The following is a 16,076-nucleotide window of genomic DNA, read 5'->3' on the forward strand; positions in this document are numbered from 1 at the left end:
GAGCTCAGAGGCTGTAGTACATCTGGAATTCCACCGGATGGGTAGTGACGCGCAGAGCCTGCACTTCCGCCCATTTCACATCCAGATAACCTTCCAGCCAGCTCTGGCTGAATACGCCACCCTTCATCAGGAACTCATGGTCCGCTTCCAAAGCGCGCAAAGCTTCTTCCAGAGAAGCGGCCACGCCCGGAATATTGGACTGCTCTTCGGCGGGCAGATCATAGAGGTTCTTGTCCATGGCATCGCCGGGATGAATCTTGTTCTGAATACCATCCAGACCGGCCATCATCATCGCCGCAAAAGCCAGGTAGGGGTTGGCCGTGGAATCCGGGAAGCGGACTTCAATACGCCGCGCCTTGGGGCTGTTGACGAAGGGAATACGAATGGAAGCAGAGCGGTTTTTTGCCGAATAGGCCAGCAACACCGGCGCTTCATAGTGGGGGACCAAACGCTTGTAACTGTTGGTGCTGGGGTTGGTCAGCGCGTTGATAGCCTTGGCGTGCTTGATGATGCCGCCGATGTAATAAATGGCCAGTTCCGACAAACCACCGTACAAATCACCCGAGAACAGGTTTTTGCCGTCCTTGGCCAGCGACTGATGGACGTGCATGCCACTACCGTTGTCACCGACAATGGGCTTGGGCATGAAGGTGGCCGTCTGACCGTAAGCGGCGGCGACATTGTGAATCACGTATTTCAGAATCTGTACTTCGTCGGCTTTGCGGGTCAGGGTGCTGAAGCCCACACCAATTTCATGCTGACCGGCGGTAGCCACTTCGTGGTGATGGACTTCGACCTTCAGACCCATTTCTTCTAGCGCCAGACACATGGCTGAACGCAGGTCCTGAGCAGAATCCACCGGAGGTACCGGAAAATATCCGCCCTTCACACCAGGACGATGGCCCATGTTGCCGGATTCATATTCCTTACCGGAATTCCAGGCAGCTTCTTCCGCATCGACCTTGTAACCGCAGCCACTCATGTCGATATTCCAGGTCACGGAATCGAAGACAAAAAATTCATTTTCGGGGCCAAAATAAGCAGTATCGGCAATGCCAGTACTTTTCAAATAGGCTTCGGCACGTTTAGCCACTGAACGCGGATCGCGCTCATAACCCTGACCGGTAGCTGGTTCGATGACGTCACAACGAATGTTCAGGGTCGCTTCGTCGGTAAAGGGATCGAGCACGGCGGAATCAGGATCAGGCAGCAGAATCATGTCGGATTCATTGATCCCTTTCCAGCCGGCAATGGAAGAACCATCGAAGGCCTTGCCTTCTACAAAAGTATCTTCTTCCATGGTGTGGGAAGGCACAGAAACATGCTGCTCCTTGCCCTTGGTGTCGGTGAAACGGAAATCAATAAATTTGACGTCTTTTTCTTTAATCAATTTCAGCACATCTTTCGGGCTGTGACCCATCTGCTTCTCCTCCAATCAAGAAATATGTACGACCTGAATACCATTAAGCATGCAAAACTGATACCACTTTCAAATGAAGCACCCACAGAATCCTGGTGGATTATTGCACCAAATTAGCACCCCATAACAGTGCGATCAAACGGTTTGCACCAACATTGTGCACAACATCTCATTCCTTCTGCTTGGCGGACGTCTGCCAGACGACATCCACCCGCTGCAAGCCGGAGACCTTTCCCTGCAAGGCTTTCTGAATCTGTTTTTCCTGCGCTTGCAGACTCTCCAGACTCGCCGCAGGCGGAAAAGGATAACGCAAGCAAATCACCACGCCATCTTTCAGATAATGCAGGGTCATTTGTTGAGGTAAAGGCAAATTACGGGCCAGCAATCCGGATTCCACCTTTTCATCAATGACACTGCGCGGCGGCAGCACCGCACCACCCTCTTCGTCATTTTCACTATCAATATGAATGGTGGCGTCCACCAGATCATCTACCGCCTGCAACAGGGACATACGCACCCGCTCGGCAATCTGATGTCCCTCGGAGACACTGAGTAGCGGGTTAGTCACTTGCAGATGCACCTCGGCCAGAGCCTGATGCCCGACCTTGCGTGTCTTGAGCAGGTGCAGGTCGCGCACGCCTTCGCAACCCAGAATCACCTCGCGAATTTGCGCCAAAACTGCATCGTCCAGCCCCCGGTCTGCCAGTTCCTGCAATGCCTCCCAGGCGGTCACCAGGCCAATGCGCAGCACCATCAAGGCCACAATCAGGGCCACCACCGAATCCAGATAAGGGGCACCCAGAAGGCTTCCGCCAATACCAATCAACACAATGACGCTGGAAATCGCATCGGTTCGATGATCCCAGGCATTGGCCCGTAACGCTGCCGAGCGGGTTTTACGCGCCACCCGAATGGTAATCTGATAGAGGGTTTCCTTGGCGAGAATGGCAAAGGCGGCAATATACAAAGTCCAGACCGCAGGCATCCCGTAATGTCCAATCACCAGACGTTGCACAGCCTCATAGCCAATACCCGTGCCATTCAGCGCCAGCAGCGTACCCGTGCCCAGCGCCGCCAGCGTCTCGAAACGCTCATGCCCGTATGGATGTTCCTGATCCGGCGGCTGGCTGCTGAAATGCATAGCCAGAATAAGGCCCAAATCCGATAGCAGATCAGATAAAGAATGCACCGCATCGGCCACCAAAGCATCGGAGTGACCGAAAATGCCCCCCGCCAATTTGGTAAAAAACAGCACCAAATTGGTCCCTGCCCCCATCAGGGTCACCCGCATATTCTTTTTACCGCGATCACTGCGGCTGATGGTTTCTGTCACGCTTCCTGACCTCTGATGTTGTTGGGACACTTCTGGTGCTTTGGTGGCGACATGATAGCCGGAAATGGGTGTGCGGGATAAGTGGGGATTACTGGTTGGCTTTGGCCGGTTGCAACATTTCAACCGTCATTGTTGATGAAGGGCTTTTGCTGGTCCTTGGCTTTTGACGCCGTTTTTCTACAGCCCCGTAAAACGATGAATCAACGAAAAATACCAGCGATAGGGCAGGCAGCGCAGAAATTTGAGCTTGCGGGTAAAGGCGCGGGGAAAGTGAATTTCAAACGCGCTGCTTTCCATACCCGCCAGAATTTCCGTGGCTGCCTGTTCGGGGCTGATTAAATTGGGCATGGGAAAGTCGTTGTGCGCAGTCAGGGGCGTTGCAACAAAACCGGGATGAATGACTTGAACCTTGATCCCCTTGGGTTCCAGATCCAGATGCAGGACTTCGGCGAAATGGGTCAGTGCCGCCTTGCTGGGTCCGTAATATAATGACTGGGGCAAACCACGCAGACCAGCAACGCTGGAGGTCAGGACGATCTGCCCCTGTCCGGCCGCGAGCCAATCGGCAAGTACCGTATGTACCGCATCTACCGCGCCCAGATAATTGGTACTGATGGCCTGACGGGCCTGGTCCGGGTTGAGTTCCCAGCTCCGTGCGGCCTGATAGGTGCCGGCAAGAAACATCAGCACATCCAGACCACCCCATTGTTCGCGAATATCTGTATAGGCTTTGTGTAGTTCATCCGGAGTCGTCACATCGGCGGGGCAAACCAGGGTGTTATCGTTACCCAGCTTGGCGGCCAAGTCCGCAAGCTTGGCTGGATTGCGCGCCGTCAGCGCCAGCCGGGCACCTTGGGCATTCAGTGCTGCGGCGCAGGCAGCACCGATTCCCGTACTGGCCCCGATCAACCAGCAACGTTTACCCTGCCAATAGGACTTATCGCTCATACGGGCACCGCATCGCCCACACGCGGTAACTGCAGCATAGTTTTACGATTTTCTGGCGTATCCGCCAAGCGATGGATTTCTATACTCACGTCACCCACAAAAAAGCCTAAAAAGCGCATTTTGCTCCGGTTAACAACATGATCTTTATCAATCAAATACATCCAGTCGTCCACCCGCAAATTGAAAAACCGTTTACCCACCGGTTGCCTTACCGTATATCGCCAGCGCATGGCAAAGCCTTCGGCTTCTCCCTGAGCAAGCCCCACAATATCCCCTGCAGAACCTTGTGCAGTGGCGGTAAATTTATGGGCACCAGTTACCTGCAATTGCCACAAACGCTCAGCGTGACTGGCCTTACCGTCATTATCCAGAAACAGAAATTTTTCGCTCAGGGAACCGACAGAATCAGTCTGCCACGTCCCCAATAAATACATGATAAAGCGATTGACCACCTTACCCGAGCGGTCTTGGAAAACTCCCGTAGCCACCGCAGGACCATTAAAAAATTGATTGATATGAAATACCGGAAGTGATGATTCGTATTGTTTCATAGCGCGCCTGTCACTGGAATTTGTGAATACTGTTTAAACATCTTTATACAGCAAAAAAGAGGGATGCATAGCATCCCTCAAGGCCACCAGAATTCACAACTGGAGAAAACTCAAAAATAAAGGAAAATCAGGCAGAGGCCGCCAGTAATTGATACAAATCAGCTACCGCCCGGGCACCCGCAGACTGGCCTTGTGCCATTGAATCATCAATGGTTTCAGGACCTGTAGCTGCGCCACAAACATAAATGCCCCTGCGGGTTGTTCCTTGCGTGTTGGTATATTGCTCGGCGCGATCAATAAAGCCGTGCTTCTCAAGACCGATACCAAACACTTTGGCAATTTCAGGATTCAGTGCATTAGGATCCATGCCAATAGCGTGCACTACCATGTCCATGGGAATAACAATAGGACGTTTAACCAGGGTATCTTCGCCTTTGACCAGTAAGCGTCCATCCGGAGATTTCGTTACTTCGGCAATACGAGCCTTGACGAACTTGGTTTTGAATTCTTCCTGGCTTTTCCAGTAGAACTTGTCCTCGTAAAGACCGAAGGTACGGATGTCCATGTAATAGATGAACACATCGGTGGTCGGTGACATCTCCTTGATTTCCATAGCCAGATTAGTCGACACCGTGCAGCAGATCTTGGAACACCACTCTCTACCGATCTGGCGGTCGCGAGAACCTACGCACAACAATATCGCGACCCGCTCCGGAACTCTTCCATCCGAGGGACAACGAATTTGTCCGGTTGCGACCATCTGTTCCATCTGGGTTGTGGTCAGCACGTCCTCATAGGTGCCGAACCCCCATTCAGGTTTATTTATAGAGTCAAAATGCGTAAAACCGGTGGCCAGAACCACCGCACCCGCATCTACTTTCTCACCGGAACTCAAAGTCGCCGTAAAATTGCCTGCTTCACCTTCAAATCGGGTTACTTTTGTTGAAGTATGAATCGCCACATCTTTGTTGCCGGTGACTCGACTTACCATACGACCGATGGCGTCCTTAGCCCATTCACCCGAGGGGACCAGACGCGCATAACCGGAAATGATGGGGGCTCCACCCAGAACATCTTCTTTCTCGACGATGACGGCTTTTTTACCCATGGAGGCAATGGTTGCTGCTGCTGAAAGACCTGCGGGACCCGCTCCTACTACCAGTACTGAATCGGTGTTTGCCATGACACGCTCCTGGAATTCAATCAACGATTGAAATTTAGACCACGCCCACGACTTTGTCAATCATTTGTAGTAAACAAATGTTAGTCACTTCTAAGGGATGTTCAGGCCCATTCGCGAATGGCTTTCAACATATCCTGCAAGCGCACAAAACAGGGTTCATCCTTTGCAGCTCCCAGCTCCTGGCAACCACTACCCCCCAACCATAAGCTAACTCCTGCAGGCATGCGTTGTTGCAAGTCATGTAATAGCTGGCGATTCTGCGCATTGACTGAAGCTGCCGATACCGCCAGATGAATCACCTGCACATGACAGGCTTCTGCCGCCGCAATCAAATCATCCACTTCGGGCTCCGAACCAATGAACAAAACATCCACGCCCTCACCCATCAGCAAGGCACGGGTCATCTGCAATTCCAGCGTGCGGCCTTCTCCGGGAAAACTCGCCAGCAAAACCCGCAGACGGGTTTCACCACCCGGTAACTGACTGGTCGCGACGTAAAGACATTCCATCAGCAGTTCCTGAAGGCAGCCCTCCCGATAAGCCTTTATTTCACCTATCATTCGGGCGCGAGCGACGCGCTGCAGCAAAGGCGCGGCGACCTGCAGCACAAAGCGGGGGAGTCCTTCCTGCTGCAGCTGGCGGCGCATGTAACTACGCAACTGCTCGGGACGATCGGAGGCCAGCATATTGAGCGCTTCTGCCAGCACGACAGGATCTTCGCGGGGTACAGAGTGCTGCGCAGGAATTTCAGCCACCAGGTTGTCGATTTTCTGCGCATCGGCACCCACCACAGCACCCGGCCGATACCCTGCTGCCAGTAATTGATTAATCCGGTGCAACCGCTCAATCTGCGCACGACTATACAGACGGTTACCTGCCGCATCCCGACCCGGCACCGGAAAGGCGTATCGCCGTTCCCACATGCGCAGTAACTCTTTTGAAATACCGGTTTCCTGCTCAACCACACTGATTGGAAATTGCGATACTTCTGTTTCATCCGTGCTGATATCCACAACCGTTCCCTTTTTGTATATGACGCCTTATTGACATATGGACCCTGAACAGCAATCTATTTTATCATTGCCACTCAGGTTCCTGCACACATTGACTGGATGTATCGTCCCATAAATGATCAGGAAAGCCCATGAGTTGAGAGGATTCTGGCGGTCACCCCGCTGCCTGACAACATCATGGCACAGAATCTGTTCTGCCTGTTATTGTGTCTTTGTCCAAGGAACGTGAATGTTAGCCAACACTTTTGTTGCAGATGCCATCCTGAACAACCCCGACCAGATCAATGCGCAAATAGCTGACCGGCAGAGTTTTGGCATCATTGCTCTGGACAGTCACGCTCAGGTAAAAATTTTTAACGCAGCAGAGGCGCGGCTCAGCGGTTTGAGCGTGACCGAAGTACTGGGCCGCAACTTTTTTACGGAAGTTGCACCCTGCACGGCCAGCCGCCTGTTTCGTGGACGATTCCGTCAAGGGATCAAGGAAGGGTCTCTGGATACGCATTTTTACTATACGTTCACCTATCGTATCCGCCCCATCTCTGCCCATGTGCACATGTTTTACGATATGCGTAAAAGTCCGCTTTTTTTTATTTTTATTGATCGCATTATTCAGTTGTACGAGGATCTGGGCTGATGCAGATTCCTGCCGAAAACCAAGTCATTACCCAGTTTCTGGCGTATACCGATGAACTGCTGCAAGCGCTGATAGATCTGCCCGAAATACATCAGGAACAACGGCAACTTTACCTGGTCTGCCTGAACAGCCTGTGGCAAATGCTGAACAACGCCTTTCAGCAGGATGGCGGTCATTTCCTGAACGAGCAGCAAATTGAGCTTTTGCAAATGGTTGACCGGGAAATCCAGCACATTGAAAGTGACATTCCCGAAGATTTTCGTAACCAGCTGCACTTGTTGTTAAGGCAAATGAATTTGGATCTGGTGTCCTGAACTTGTCAGGTCGCCATAAATTTCTGCATCAACTGGCAGAAGGTCTGCATCAGGGTTTTGCACTGGATTGGCACCGGAATGGTAATACCCATGCCTGGCCGGGACAGTCGCTCTGGGCCAGAGCCGCCCGTATCAAAACCCGCTGGCGTCGTGCCAAAATCATCCCCGGAAGCAGAATTGCAGTCAGCCTGCCCAACAGTCCCGCTTATTTGGCCTACATGCTGGCCTGCTGGATGGGTGACTGGATATTCTGCCCCGTCCCTGCCCTGCACCCATTGGAAATCCAGCGCCGCCTGCAACTGCTCCAGCCCGCACTTTGGGTACATTACTCATCAGATCGTGTTCAGGAAGAAGTTCAGGACGGTGGCATCCATGACGATCAGGATGCGGCCCTGATTTTGTGGAGCTCGGGCAGTATGGGTTCCGGTAATGCTTACCGACTCAGCTTTGCAGCGTTAGATTGGCAGGTTGCCACCCATTTACCGGCCCTGCAACTCAGCGCCGATAGCCTGCTCTGGAATACCCTACCCTGGGCCCATGCCTTTGCGGGTGTGCTGGAATTACTGCCCGCCTGCATGGCGGGTAGTGTTATTCAGGTAGAAGCACAGCGCGCTCGCCATCCCCCCCGGGACTGTACCCATCTCTTGACGGTTCCGCGCATAGCACGCCTGCTTACCCCAAAATTCTTGCATAGCCTGCAGGGTGGCATCATTGGCGGAGCCCCCATTGGTAAAGTCCTTGCCAATCAACTCCAGGGCACTGCGCTGCGGGTGGGTTATGGACAAAGCGAGGCCGGGCCGGGAATCACGCTGGGGCCTCCCGGAGAGTTTCAGCCTTTTATCCTGGGACATTCCCGGGTGGAATATGCGTTGCGTGGCGAAACCCTCCATTATCATTCACCCGGGCAAGCTGATGCCCGCCTGTCCGCGTCGGGTTGGCAAAGCATTCAGGATGATCAGGGCTGGATCAACAGTGGCGATGAAGTCAGCCAGGATCCTGACGGCTGCTTGTTTTGGCGCGGCCGTGAAGATGGGGGATTCAGTCTGGCAAATGGCCACAGCATCCGTCCTGAAGCGGAGGAAGCCCGGTTGACGGACCAGTATCCAGAGGCCGAAAGCATTATCCTTGGCGCGCCAGGAGCACGGCACCTGACCGCCGTTGCAAAAGTACCCGGCGAGCAGGTCTCTACATTGCGCAAACAATGGCAAGAGCCCTATCTGCTGTGCATTCCAGCGGCACGGTTCTGGGACGATGCGCCAGTGCCTCAGGGCAAGCCCAGTCGGCGCTGGCTGTATTCACACTGGCCGGACTAATGCTCTCATCGCTTTCATAGGGCCATCCCCTTATAATTTTTCACTACAGTCAGAATAATGAGTATCCCGATTTATGCACTCCAGCTCCAAGTCCGTCAGCCCCAGTGAAATTTGGGGCCATGCCGTCGCCAACATCACCCCCTCGGCAATGCCCGCTGTTACCATTTCCCTGGTGGCGGTGCACAGTGGCAATTTTACCTGGCTGGCCTATAGCGTCATAGGCATCCTGATGATGCTGGTCGCCCTGCAAATTGGTATTTTGGCACGGCATTTCCCTTCTCCGGGCTCATTGTTTTTTTATCTGAGCAAAGCCTTGCACCCCATAGCCGGGATGCTGGCGGGCTTTGTCATGATTGCCGGATATTTTGGTGCCCTGGCAGCTGCGCCCCTGTTAGGAGGCCTGTTTCTGGAGCAGGCCCTGGCCTTTTTCTGGCCCATTCACGGCATCGGCTGGATTGCGCTTATTGCTTTTATATACCTGCTGATTGCCTGGAGACTGGCGCGGCGCGGCATTGAAATTTCCGCCCGCTGGGGACTTTGGGTGGAAATTTTTTCCATTGCCTGCATTTTGTTGATTGCCGCATTTACGCTGGGACATTTTGGCTGGCGAGATCCGGCTCAGTGGCATTTTACGCAACTGCAGCAAGGCCCGTTTACCCAGGCTTTAATATTATCCCTGTTGGCTTACGGCGGTTTTGAAACAGCCGGAAACCTTGCCGGGGAAACCCGGGCTGCGCGCACGGCAATTCCCAAGGTCATGCTCTTTTCCGTGGGTATGGTCGGCTTGTTTTTTGTGGCTATGGCCTACATTGAAATTCTGGCCTTTGCCCACATCCCCACCGCCATTGGTAACAGCCCTGCTCCTCTCAACCGGATTGCCGAGGCTATTGGCAGGCCCTGGCTGGGCATTTTTTCGGATCTGGCCATGGCTACTGCTGCTTTTTCAGCGACCATCGCCACCCTGAATAGTATTTCCCGCATTTTATTCAGCATGGCGGGACATCAAGTCATCAGTCAGTATTTGCATTTCCGGCACCCCTCGCATGGGACCCCTACCCGCGCCCTGGGTCTCCTCGCTGTGCTGGTTCTGTTCAGTATAGTGGTGGTGAGCGTGGGTCATTTTTCCATTTTGTCCGTGGTCGGGACTTTTGGCACATTTACCGGATTGGCTTTTTTGTTGATTTACAGCCTCGCCAATATTGCTACGCCTCTGTATTTATTTCGACAAAAACATGTCTGGCGCTGGTTCAGCCTGATCATCGCCGTCATTTCCCTGCCGCTGCTGCTCAAAGTACTGGAAGTCAGTTTATGGCCCTTACCTGCCGGCGGAGAAGGTGCTGCCACGATGCTGTTTGTGCTACTCGTGCTATTGGTATTTATCTGGGGTTTGCTATGGGCCCGCTTCAAACCCCAGAAATTGCAGCAACTGGTTGAACTTGTTGATGAATAAAACTATTTAATTGCGGCGACTTTTTCCCGATTAGCCGCCGTATCCGGCAATTTATGCATCTCCAGAAAGATGTTGCCGGCATGGAATCCATACCAGGTGACGTCAGTGTGATCTATGACCGTATCGGGAGTGATCATGTACATCCAGTCATTGGCGTGCAGATTGTAAAAGCTTTTACCGACCGGCTGACGCACATCGTAGGACCAGTGCAGGGCAAATCCGAAGGCATCACCCGAAGCCTTTTTGACATCACCGGCCGAACCTTCAGCACTGCCAACAAAGTGATGTGTACTGGTTTCAGTAAGATGCCAGACCCGCTGTTGATAGGTCTTTTTACCGGCAGCATCAAAATAGGTGAAGTTTTCCACCAGAGTTCCCTGATTCCCCTGCCAGGAGCCCATCATGCGCACCACAAAACGATTGACGACCTTACCTGAACGATTTTCAAAAACGCCCTGGGCCATCAAGGGGCCATTAAAAAACGTCTTCAAATCAAATTTAGGATGGCTTTGTGCGTATTCCTGCGGCTGAGTGGCACAACCAGCCAGCGCCATCACCAAAGACAAGCCCAAAACTTTATGTACTGTATTCATGATACCCTCCCAGATATGGAACCAGAAAAACGTAACTCCCGACCTTCTACCGACCAATAGCCCATCAAAATAATGGCGATGATTTTGGTCAGCGCCGGAATCACGGCATAACAAAAAGACAAGGCCCAAAGATCTTTCCCTGAGGAATAACCGAGAGCTTGCAAAAGTGGCAATATCAAACCGGCGCCCAAGGCTGTAGCGGCTTTGCCCACCCAATTCAATAACCCGAAATAATTTCCCGGTCGACTGCGACTGTCCTGATCACTGTGATCTGCCAGAAGACTGGGCGGCAGGGCCTGATCTGCCCCGAGAGTCAAACCGGTAAATACACAAATCAGCGCGTAGCCCCAGACATCACCGCTGCGTAGAAAAAAAGCACAGAAAAATGCCAGGGTGGCAATGAACATGGAAAGGCGCCAGGCCAGACTCTTACTGAAATGACTGGATAACCACAACCATAAAGGCATTCCCAATGCGCCCGAAAGAAAGTAGGCCAGTAGAAATAAGGGAGCCAATTGATGCGCACCAAGAATTTCATCCACAAAAAAGAAAAACAGGGTTCCAGCTACGGCATTGGCAGACTGCGACAAGGTATAAATAATCAGCAAGTGCCGTAATGACTTACGTCGCAACGCGGAAAAAAATGCCCACCACGGCGTTTTCTCGCCGACCACCGGGCGCTGCATACTGCGCCTTTGCAAAGGCATTACGGCCAGAATGAGCAACATCGCAAAAATACCCGCAAAAATTTCCAGACCATGATGACGCCCAAAATGCTTCATCAACAGGTCGGGTAATGCGGCTGCAAGTAACACCCCAATTAATGCACCAGCCTCGCGGCTGGTCGTCAGCCAGGTCCGGCCATTGTAGTCATGGGAGAGTTCTGCACCCAAGGCCTGATAATTGACACTACTGACACTGAAAAATATATAAAAAACAATGAGAGACAAGCTTAGACTCAACCAGATCATGCCTGCCAGCGGATTGAACAGTAGATAAAAACCCAGAATCATTCCGGGAATACCCAGAAGAATCAGCAGACGCCGCCCCCGGTGCTGTTCTGCCCAGCGATCACTCCAAAGCCCGATCAAGGGATCCTGCACGGCATCCAGCAAGCGGACTGCCAACAAAATCACCCCCAGCAAACTCAGGGACATCCCAAAATCCGTGGCATATAAATGGGGTATTAACAGATATACAGGCAAGGCACCAAATGCCAAAGGCATTCCCAGCGGAGCGTAAAGCAGGAGCATTTTCAGGGAGGGCCTGTCCTGCTTATTCATGCAGGTCCAAAAGCTTTTTGCGTAAACCCGGTACCTGGGTATGGGGACTCAACCAGATGGCAAAAAAGTCCGGACAAAATTGCGGGTCATCAATTTTGCTATGGAGCACGCCATTATAATAAAATGCCGTGTATTTCCCGGGCATACACAAGCCGACAATCTGATCACCGGATTGCACATCCGGGAATGCATGCTGGAGGTCAGTCCGATATTTTGCCAACTGAGCGGCATCCAGATCATCCAGTCGCCGCATTTCCTTGAGCGAAGTCTTGACCAGCTCGTGGCTGCTGAAACTGCGCTCATAGTCAATGCCCAAGGCAAAAGTCCGGGTGGGTGTGTACTGATCGCCGCTGATCCACAACGCAGCGTTATAAACACTGAAAAACAGCCAGTTCAGATGCCCTGCACCCAGCAAATGCAAATCCGGAGCCGCCGTTTTTACCGCTGCCGGCAATGGCACCTTGGGTGCTGCAGACCAGGCGAACGGGCTCATCAAAAGCAAACAGAAAATAGTCAGTAGCTTAGCCATGAGTCAGGGTTACCTGGGTCAGATCAATTTCTCCTTCCGCAAAACCGGCTTCGCAATAAACCAGATAAAAGCGCCACATTTTGCAGAATACCGAGTCATAACCGAGACTTTTAACGGCCTCTTCCTGAATATCAAAACGATGACGCCAAATGCGCAAAGTCCTGGCGTAGTCCTGACCAAAATCTTTGCGTTCGAGCAATTGCAAACCGGCTGTGGATATTTCTTCCTGCAGCCGGGCCGGAGAAGGGAGCATCCCGCCTGGAAACACATAATGACGGATAAAATCAGAACTTCTCTGATAGGCCGAAAAACGCGCATCAGCGATGGTAATACTCTGGATCAGCGCCCGTCCGCCTCTGCGCAGCAGCTGGTGAATTTGCTGAAAATAAATGGACCACCATTCAGCACCCACCGCCTCGAGCATTTCGATGGAGACAATTCCATCATAACGACCCTGTAAATCCCGATAATCCATCAGGGAAAATTCCGTTAAATGACTGAGCCCCTGTTTTTCAAGCCGCTCTTTCGCATAAGCCAACTGCTCTTTTGACAGGGTAATACCATGCACAAAAAACCCGCAACGCGCTGCATATTCGGCAAATCCACCCCAACCACAGCCTATTTCCAGAAGTCTTGATCCAGGGGCCAAATTCAGGGCACTGAGCGCCCGTGCATATTTTCTTTCCTGGGCGTCAGTCAGCGTCAGGGAATCGTCACCATCATACAAGGCACTGGAATACGTCATACTCGAATCCAGCCAGAGCTGGTAAAATTCATTGCCCAGGTCGTAGTGAAACGAAATATTCTTGCGGCTACCGCGCCGGGTATTGGCGCGCAACAGTCGGTTCAGCAGGGTGAATATCAAGCGCCGGGACCATGAACCCTCAATATATTTTTCGACCATGGCACGATTGGCAATAGCCAGACGCAGCAATGCCACCGGATCACTGCTCTCCCACAAGCCTTCCATGTAACCGCGCCCGAAAGCAATATCACCATCCCGTGCCAGCAGCGACAAAATCCGCCAGTCATTCACCACCCACTCGGCTTGAATACCCGATTCTGCCCCCTGAAACTGCAAAATTTCCCCTTCCGGGGTTTTCAGCGTCAATTGTCCGCAATGCATGCCTTCCAGCATCTGCAGCAAGCTTTGTGCAGAGCGGGGAAGTCCTGACATAGGAATTCGTTGGTTACCAAGCGCTGTACTCATAAACTGATCTCCTGCTGGGGGGGCTCCGGTTTTTTATGAAAACGAATGTGCGCACGCCATAGTCGGATGGCCTGCCAATGAATAAAAAAAACGACTGAGAAGGTCATGAAAGGCTGCTGCAAAACAGCCCGCCAGATGCTGGAAATATTCAAATCACGGCGCTGCCCCGCAATTTGTGTGATGAGACAGGGCGCGCCATCCGCATCCAGATAATGAATATCTGCCTGAAATCCTTGGTCTTCAAGATGAAAGCGAAAGCGATACTGCCCTTCTACCGGTAAAAACGGGGATACATGAAAAGCCTTATTGGCAACCAGCCAGTCACCCTTGCCGATAGCGCGCCGGTCTGCGTGCGCCAGTAAATAACTGTGGTGTTCGCCGAAAGTGTTGTTCACCTCAGCCAGCACGCCGCGCAGTCTGCCGGCTTCGTCCAGGCCCAGCCAGAAACTGACCGGATTAAAAACATATCCCCAAAGACGGGGATAGGTGACCAGGACAAAGCGGCTGGCTTCAATCTGCTGCTCGGCAAAAATGTCGCGAATCCAGGCTGAAAGTGGCGAACCATCACGGCCACCATGATCACGATCGTGAAAACGCAGGGGACTGAAGCGGCAAAGAATTTTCTGCAGCAGCGACAAATCATCCAGATCAAAGCAAATACTGAAGGTCCGGTAATGAAATGCGCGTCGCAACGGCTGCAGGCGACGATGCATGACGCGGCCCAGCAGAAGCCCGCCCTTCAGCGTAGAACTTGTTGTGGCCATGTTTCCATCCGGGGTTCAGTGGCAGGACTTGCCTGCTCTTGCCAGGTAGCGCGAATACCCATGTCATTGGCGACTTCGACGGCACTGCGCAAACCGTCTTCATGAAAACCATGGCCCAGCCAGGCACCACAAAACCATAAGCCATCTCGACCCTGCAGACGACGCACGGCCTCCTGGCCAGCCAATGCCCCATGATCAAATACCGGATGGGCATAATGAAACTGTGCCCAGGTTTTTTGCGGATCCGGTACGCGCTGCGGGTTCAAAGTAACCATAACCGGCGTCTTGAAGGGCAGAGGTTGCAACTGATTGATCAAATAGGTGACCGCCACCGAACGCCGGGCGTCGGCAACCCCTTCTTCATGAAAATTCCAGGCAGCCCAAGCTTTGCGATGCTTGGGAAGAAAACTTTCATCCCAATGCAGGTAGGCTTCATTGTCCTGATATTGACACTGCGCCAGCGCCGCGCTTTGTTCTGGCCAATGGTCACCCAGCAACTTTCTGGCCTGATCGCCATGCAGGGCGCAAATGACCTGATCAAAGTGTTCTTTCTGATTGCCGGCAAACTGGACCATGACCCCGCCTTCCGGAGCCGGATGCAATGCTTCCACCGGCGCATTCAGACGGACATCGCTGAGCTGTCGAGTGATGCGCTGGACGTATTCACGGCCTCCACCAACAACTGTCCGCCATTGTGGCCGATCAAAAATCTGTAACAGTCCATGATTCCGGTAAAACTGCAAAATGGAACGCGCCGGATAAGCCAGCATGGTTGCGGTCGGGCAAGACCAGATGGCTGCCGCCATGGGAAGAAGATAGGCTGTTTTGAACCACTCCCCGTAGGCTCCCCGACGCAGAAACTCGTCCAGGGTGATGTCCGCATCGCTTATGTTTAACCAGGCCAACGCCTCGCGATTGAAGCGCAAAATATCCTTGAGCATTCCCCAAAAAGCCGGACGCAAAATATTCCGCTTCTGGGCGAAAAGCGTGCTCAGACTGGAGCCGCACCATTCCAGATTCAGGGCAGGAAGGCGCACACTGAGGGACATGTCACTGGCGGTCCAGGGTACATTCAGTTCCGCGAAAAGCCCCAGCAAATTCGGGTAGGTTCGATCGTTAAACACCAGAAAACCGGTATCTACAGGTGCTGAAAAGCCCTGCAGGCTGACATCCACGGTGTGAGTATGACCGCCGGGGTAGTCCGCCGCCTCGAAAACACTCACGCTATGCGTTTTCCGCAATATCCAGGCGGCCCCCAGCCCGGAAATACCTGCACCAATGATGGCAACTCGCATAAGTCTCCTTTATTGTTTTTAAATGTATTGTACAAGTACTCACTTAGTATAGGATAACGCAAAGCTCCCCAAACATCCTATGTCGGTTCGAATGATCCAGAACCTGCAATGTCTCGGTACGCTCAAATCACCACAGCACAACCGCAACACCCTGGCAAAGTGGCCTTATCAGCTATTACGCAAATACTTCGTCAGCGGATGCAGGTTCAGACACCTTGCGCATTGCGCCGAAGCCTTGTTGGC

Annotated in this window: 15 protein-coding genes and 1 pseudogene; 4 read left to right on the forward strand and 12 right to left on the reverse strand. The window is 52.6% G+C overall.

The window, feature by feature from the left end; genetic code table 11:
- Positions 1-4: 4 nt before the first annotated feature.
- From glnA to BLW97_RS11945, 6 genes and pseudogenes are all read right to left on the reverse strand, one after another.
- The gene (glnA, locus tag BLW97_RS11920) at positions 5-1,420 is read right to left on the reverse strand and encodes a glutamate--ammonia ligase (protein ID WP_031571324.1); all 1,416 of its coding nucleotides are present in this window, start codon (positions 1,418-1,420) and stop codon (positions 5-7) included.
- A gap of 169 nt (positions 1,421-1,589) precedes the next feature.
- Positions 1,590-2,753, reverse strand: a complete 1,164-nt coding sequence (locus tag BLW97_RS11925; RefSeq protein WP_075323254.1) for a cation diffusion facilitator family transporter — start codon at positions 2,751-2,753, stop codon at positions 1,590-1,592.
- Between the two features lie 177 nt (positions 2,754-2,930).
- Positions 2,931-3,701, reverse strand: coding sequence for an SDR family NAD(P)-dependent oxidoreductase (locus BLW97_RS11930; RefSeq protein WP_010642928.1), 771 nt, complete (start codon positions 3,699-3,701; stop codon positions 2,931-2,933).
- Positions 3,698-4,261 (reverse strand): annotated as a pseudogene (locus tag BLW97_RS11935) (DUF3833 family protein); the annotation flags it as partial. The pseudogene BLW97_RS11935 and the gene BLW97_RS11930, both read right to left, overlap by 4 nt.
- A 118-nt stretch (positions 4,262-4,379) precedes the next feature.
- Positions 4,380-5,435: a CoB--CoM heterodisulfide reductase iron-sulfur subunit A family protein gene (locus BLW97_RS11940; RefSeq protein ID WP_010642931.1), complete on the reverse strand. Its 1,056-nt coding sequence runs from the start codon at positions 5,433-5,435 to the stop codon at positions 4,380-4,382.
- Positions 5,436-5,536: 101 nt separating this feature from the next.
- A complete protein-coding gene (locus BLW97_RS11945) occupies positions 5,537-6,448 on the reverse strand; it encodes a MerR family transcriptional regulator (RefSeq protein ID WP_031571316.1) in 912 nt (303 codons plus the stop codon).
- A gap of 229 nt (positions 6,449-6,677) precedes the next feature.
- On the opposite strand from BLW97_RS11945, the gene BLW97_RS11950 reads away from it, so the two are divergent.
- The 4 genes from BLW97_RS11950 to BLW97_RS11965 all read left to right on the forward strand — a co-directional run bounded on the left by BLW97_RS11950 (position 6,678) and on the right by BLW97_RS11965 (position 10,159).
- Positions 6,678-7,082 carry a PAS domain-containing protein gene (locus BLW97_RS11950; RefSeq protein WP_075323255.1) on the forward strand — a complete coding sequence of 135 codons (405 nt, stop codon included), beginning with the start codon at positions 6,678-6,680 and terminating at the stop codon, positions 7,080-7,082.
- Entirely contained in the window at positions 7,082-7,396 is a 315-nt protein-coding gene (locus BLW97_RS11955) for a hypothetical protein (protein WP_075323256.1), read from the forward strand. Before BLW97_RS11950 ends, BLW97_RS11955 begins: the two co-directional genes overlap by 1 nt.
- A 2-nt stretch (positions 7,397-7,398) precedes the next feature.
- The gene (locus tag BLW97_RS11960) at positions 7,399-8,709 is read left to right on the forward strand and encodes an AMP-binding protein (protein WP_077218402.1); all 1,311 of its coding nucleotides are present in this window, start codon (positions 7,399-7,401) and stop codon (positions 8,707-8,709) included.
- Between the two features lie 73 nt (positions 8,710-8,782).
- Complete coding sequence (locus BLW97_RS11965; RefSeq protein ID WP_075323258.1) at positions 8,783-10,159, forward strand: APC family permease; 1,377 nt, start codon at positions 8,783-8,785, stop codon at positions 10,157-10,159.
- Positions 10,160-10,161: 2 nt separating this feature from the next.
- Here the strand turns inward: BLW97_RS11965 and BLW97_RS11970 are convergent, their stop codons facing one another.
- The 6 genes from BLW97_RS11970 to BLW97_RS11995 are packed head-to-tail and all read right to left on the reverse strand — an operon-like array spanning position 10,162 to position 15,833.
- A complete protein-coding gene (locus tag BLW97_RS11970; RefSeq protein WP_031571307.1) occupies positions 10,162-10,752 on the reverse strand; it encodes a DUF3833 domain-containing protein in 591 nt (196 codons plus the stop codon).
- Positions 10,749-12,035, reverse strand: coding sequence for an MFS transporter (locus BLW97_RS11975; RefSeq protein WP_031571305.1), 1,287 nt, complete (start codon positions 12,033-12,035; stop codon positions 10,749-10,751). The genes BLW97_RS11970 and BLW97_RS11975 overlap by 4 nt, the downstream gene beginning before the upstream one ends.
- Positions 12,028-12,564 carry a chalcone isomerase family protein gene (locus tag BLW97_RS11980; RefSeq protein ID WP_024894761.1) on the reverse strand — a complete coding sequence of 179 codons (537 nt, stop codon included), beginning with the start codon at positions 12,562-12,564 and terminating at the stop codon, positions 12,028-12,030. The genes BLW97_RS11975 and BLW97_RS11980 overlap by 8 nt, the downstream gene beginning before the upstream one ends.
- Entirely contained in the window at positions 12,557-13,774 is a 1,218-nt protein-coding gene (locus tag BLW97_RS11985; protein ID WP_075323259.1) for an SAM-dependent methyltransferase, read from the reverse strand. The genes BLW97_RS11980 and BLW97_RS11985 overlap by 8 nt, the downstream gene beginning before the upstream one ends.
- Positions 13,771-14,538 (reverse strand): DUF1365 domain-containing protein, encoded by a 768-nt coding sequence (locus tag BLW97_RS11990; RefSeq protein WP_075323260.1) that lies wholly within the window; start codon positions 14,536-14,538, stop codon positions 13,771-13,773. Before BLW97_RS11990 ends, BLW97_RS11985 begins: the two co-directional genes overlap by 4 nt.
- Entirely contained in the window at positions 14,514-15,833 is a 1,320-nt protein-coding gene (locus BLW97_RS11995) for an NAD(P)/FAD-dependent oxidoreductase (RefSeq protein ID WP_075323261.1), read from the reverse strand. Before BLW97_RS11995 ends, BLW97_RS11990 begins: the two co-directional genes overlap by 25 nt.
- Positions 15,834-16,076: the final 243 nt, after the last annotated feature.

It is taken from the genome of Acidithiobacillus albertensis (genome assembly GCF_001931655.1).
Taxonomy (GTDB): domain Bacteria; phylum Pseudomonadota; class Gammaproteobacteria; order Acidithiobacillales; family Acidithiobacillaceae; genus Acidithiobacillus; species Acidithiobacillus thiooxidans.

What these genes read in the sequence shown, in the direction of transcription:
- glnA (WP_031571324.1), bottom strand. Translation starts at nt 1,420, where the DNA reads ATGGGTCACAGCCCGAAAGATGTGCTGAAATTGATTAAAGAAAAAGAC.
- BLW97_RS11930 (WP_010642928.1), bottom strand. Translation starts at nt 3,701, where the DNA reads ATGAGCGATAAGTCCTATTGGCAGGGTAAACGTTGCTGGTTGATCGGG.
- BLW97_RS11940 (WP_010642931.1), bottom strand. Translation starts at nt 5,435, where the DNA reads ATGGCAAACACCGATTCAGTACTGGTAGTAGGAGCGGGTCCCGCAGGT.
- BLW97_RS11950 (WP_075323255.1), top strand. Translation starts at nt 6,678, where the DNA reads ATGTTAGCCAACACTTTTGTTGCAGATGCCATCCTGAACAACCCCGAC.
- BLW97_RS11955 (WP_075323256.1), top strand. Translation starts at nt 7,082, where the DNA reads ATGCAGATTCCTGCCGAAAACCAAGTCATTACCCAGTTTCTGGCGTAT.
- BLW97_RS11965 (WP_075323258.1), top strand. Translation starts at nt 8,783, where the DNA reads ATGCACTCCAGCTCCAAGTCCGTCAGCCCCAGTGAAATTTGGGGCCAT.
- BLW97_RS11970 (WP_031571307.1), bottom strand. Translation starts at nt 10,752, where the DNA reads ATGAATACAGTACATAAAGTTTTGGGCTTGTCTTTGGTGATGGCGCTG.
- BLW97_RS11975 (WP_031571305.1), bottom strand. Translation starts at nt 12,035, where the DNA reads ATGAATAAGCAGGACAGGCCCTCCCTGAAAATGCTCCTGCTTTACGCT.
- BLW97_RS11980 (WP_024894761.1), bottom strand. Translation starts at nt 12,564, where the DNA reads ATGGCTAAGCTACTGACTATTTTCTGTTTGCTTTTGATGAGCCCGTTC.
- BLW97_RS11985 (WP_075323259.1), bottom strand. Translation starts at nt 13,774, where the DNA reads ATGAGTACAGCGCTTGGTAACCAACGAATTCCTATGTCAGGACTTCCC.
- BLW97_RS11990 (WP_075323260.1), bottom strand. Translation starts at nt 14,538, where the DNA reads ATGGCCACAACAAGTTCTACGCTGAAGGGCGGGCTTCTGCTGGGCCGC.
- BLW97_RS11995 (WP_075323261.1), bottom strand. Translation starts at nt 15,833, where the DNA reads ATGCGAGTTGCCATCATTGGTGCAGGTATTTCCGGGCTGGGGGCCGCC.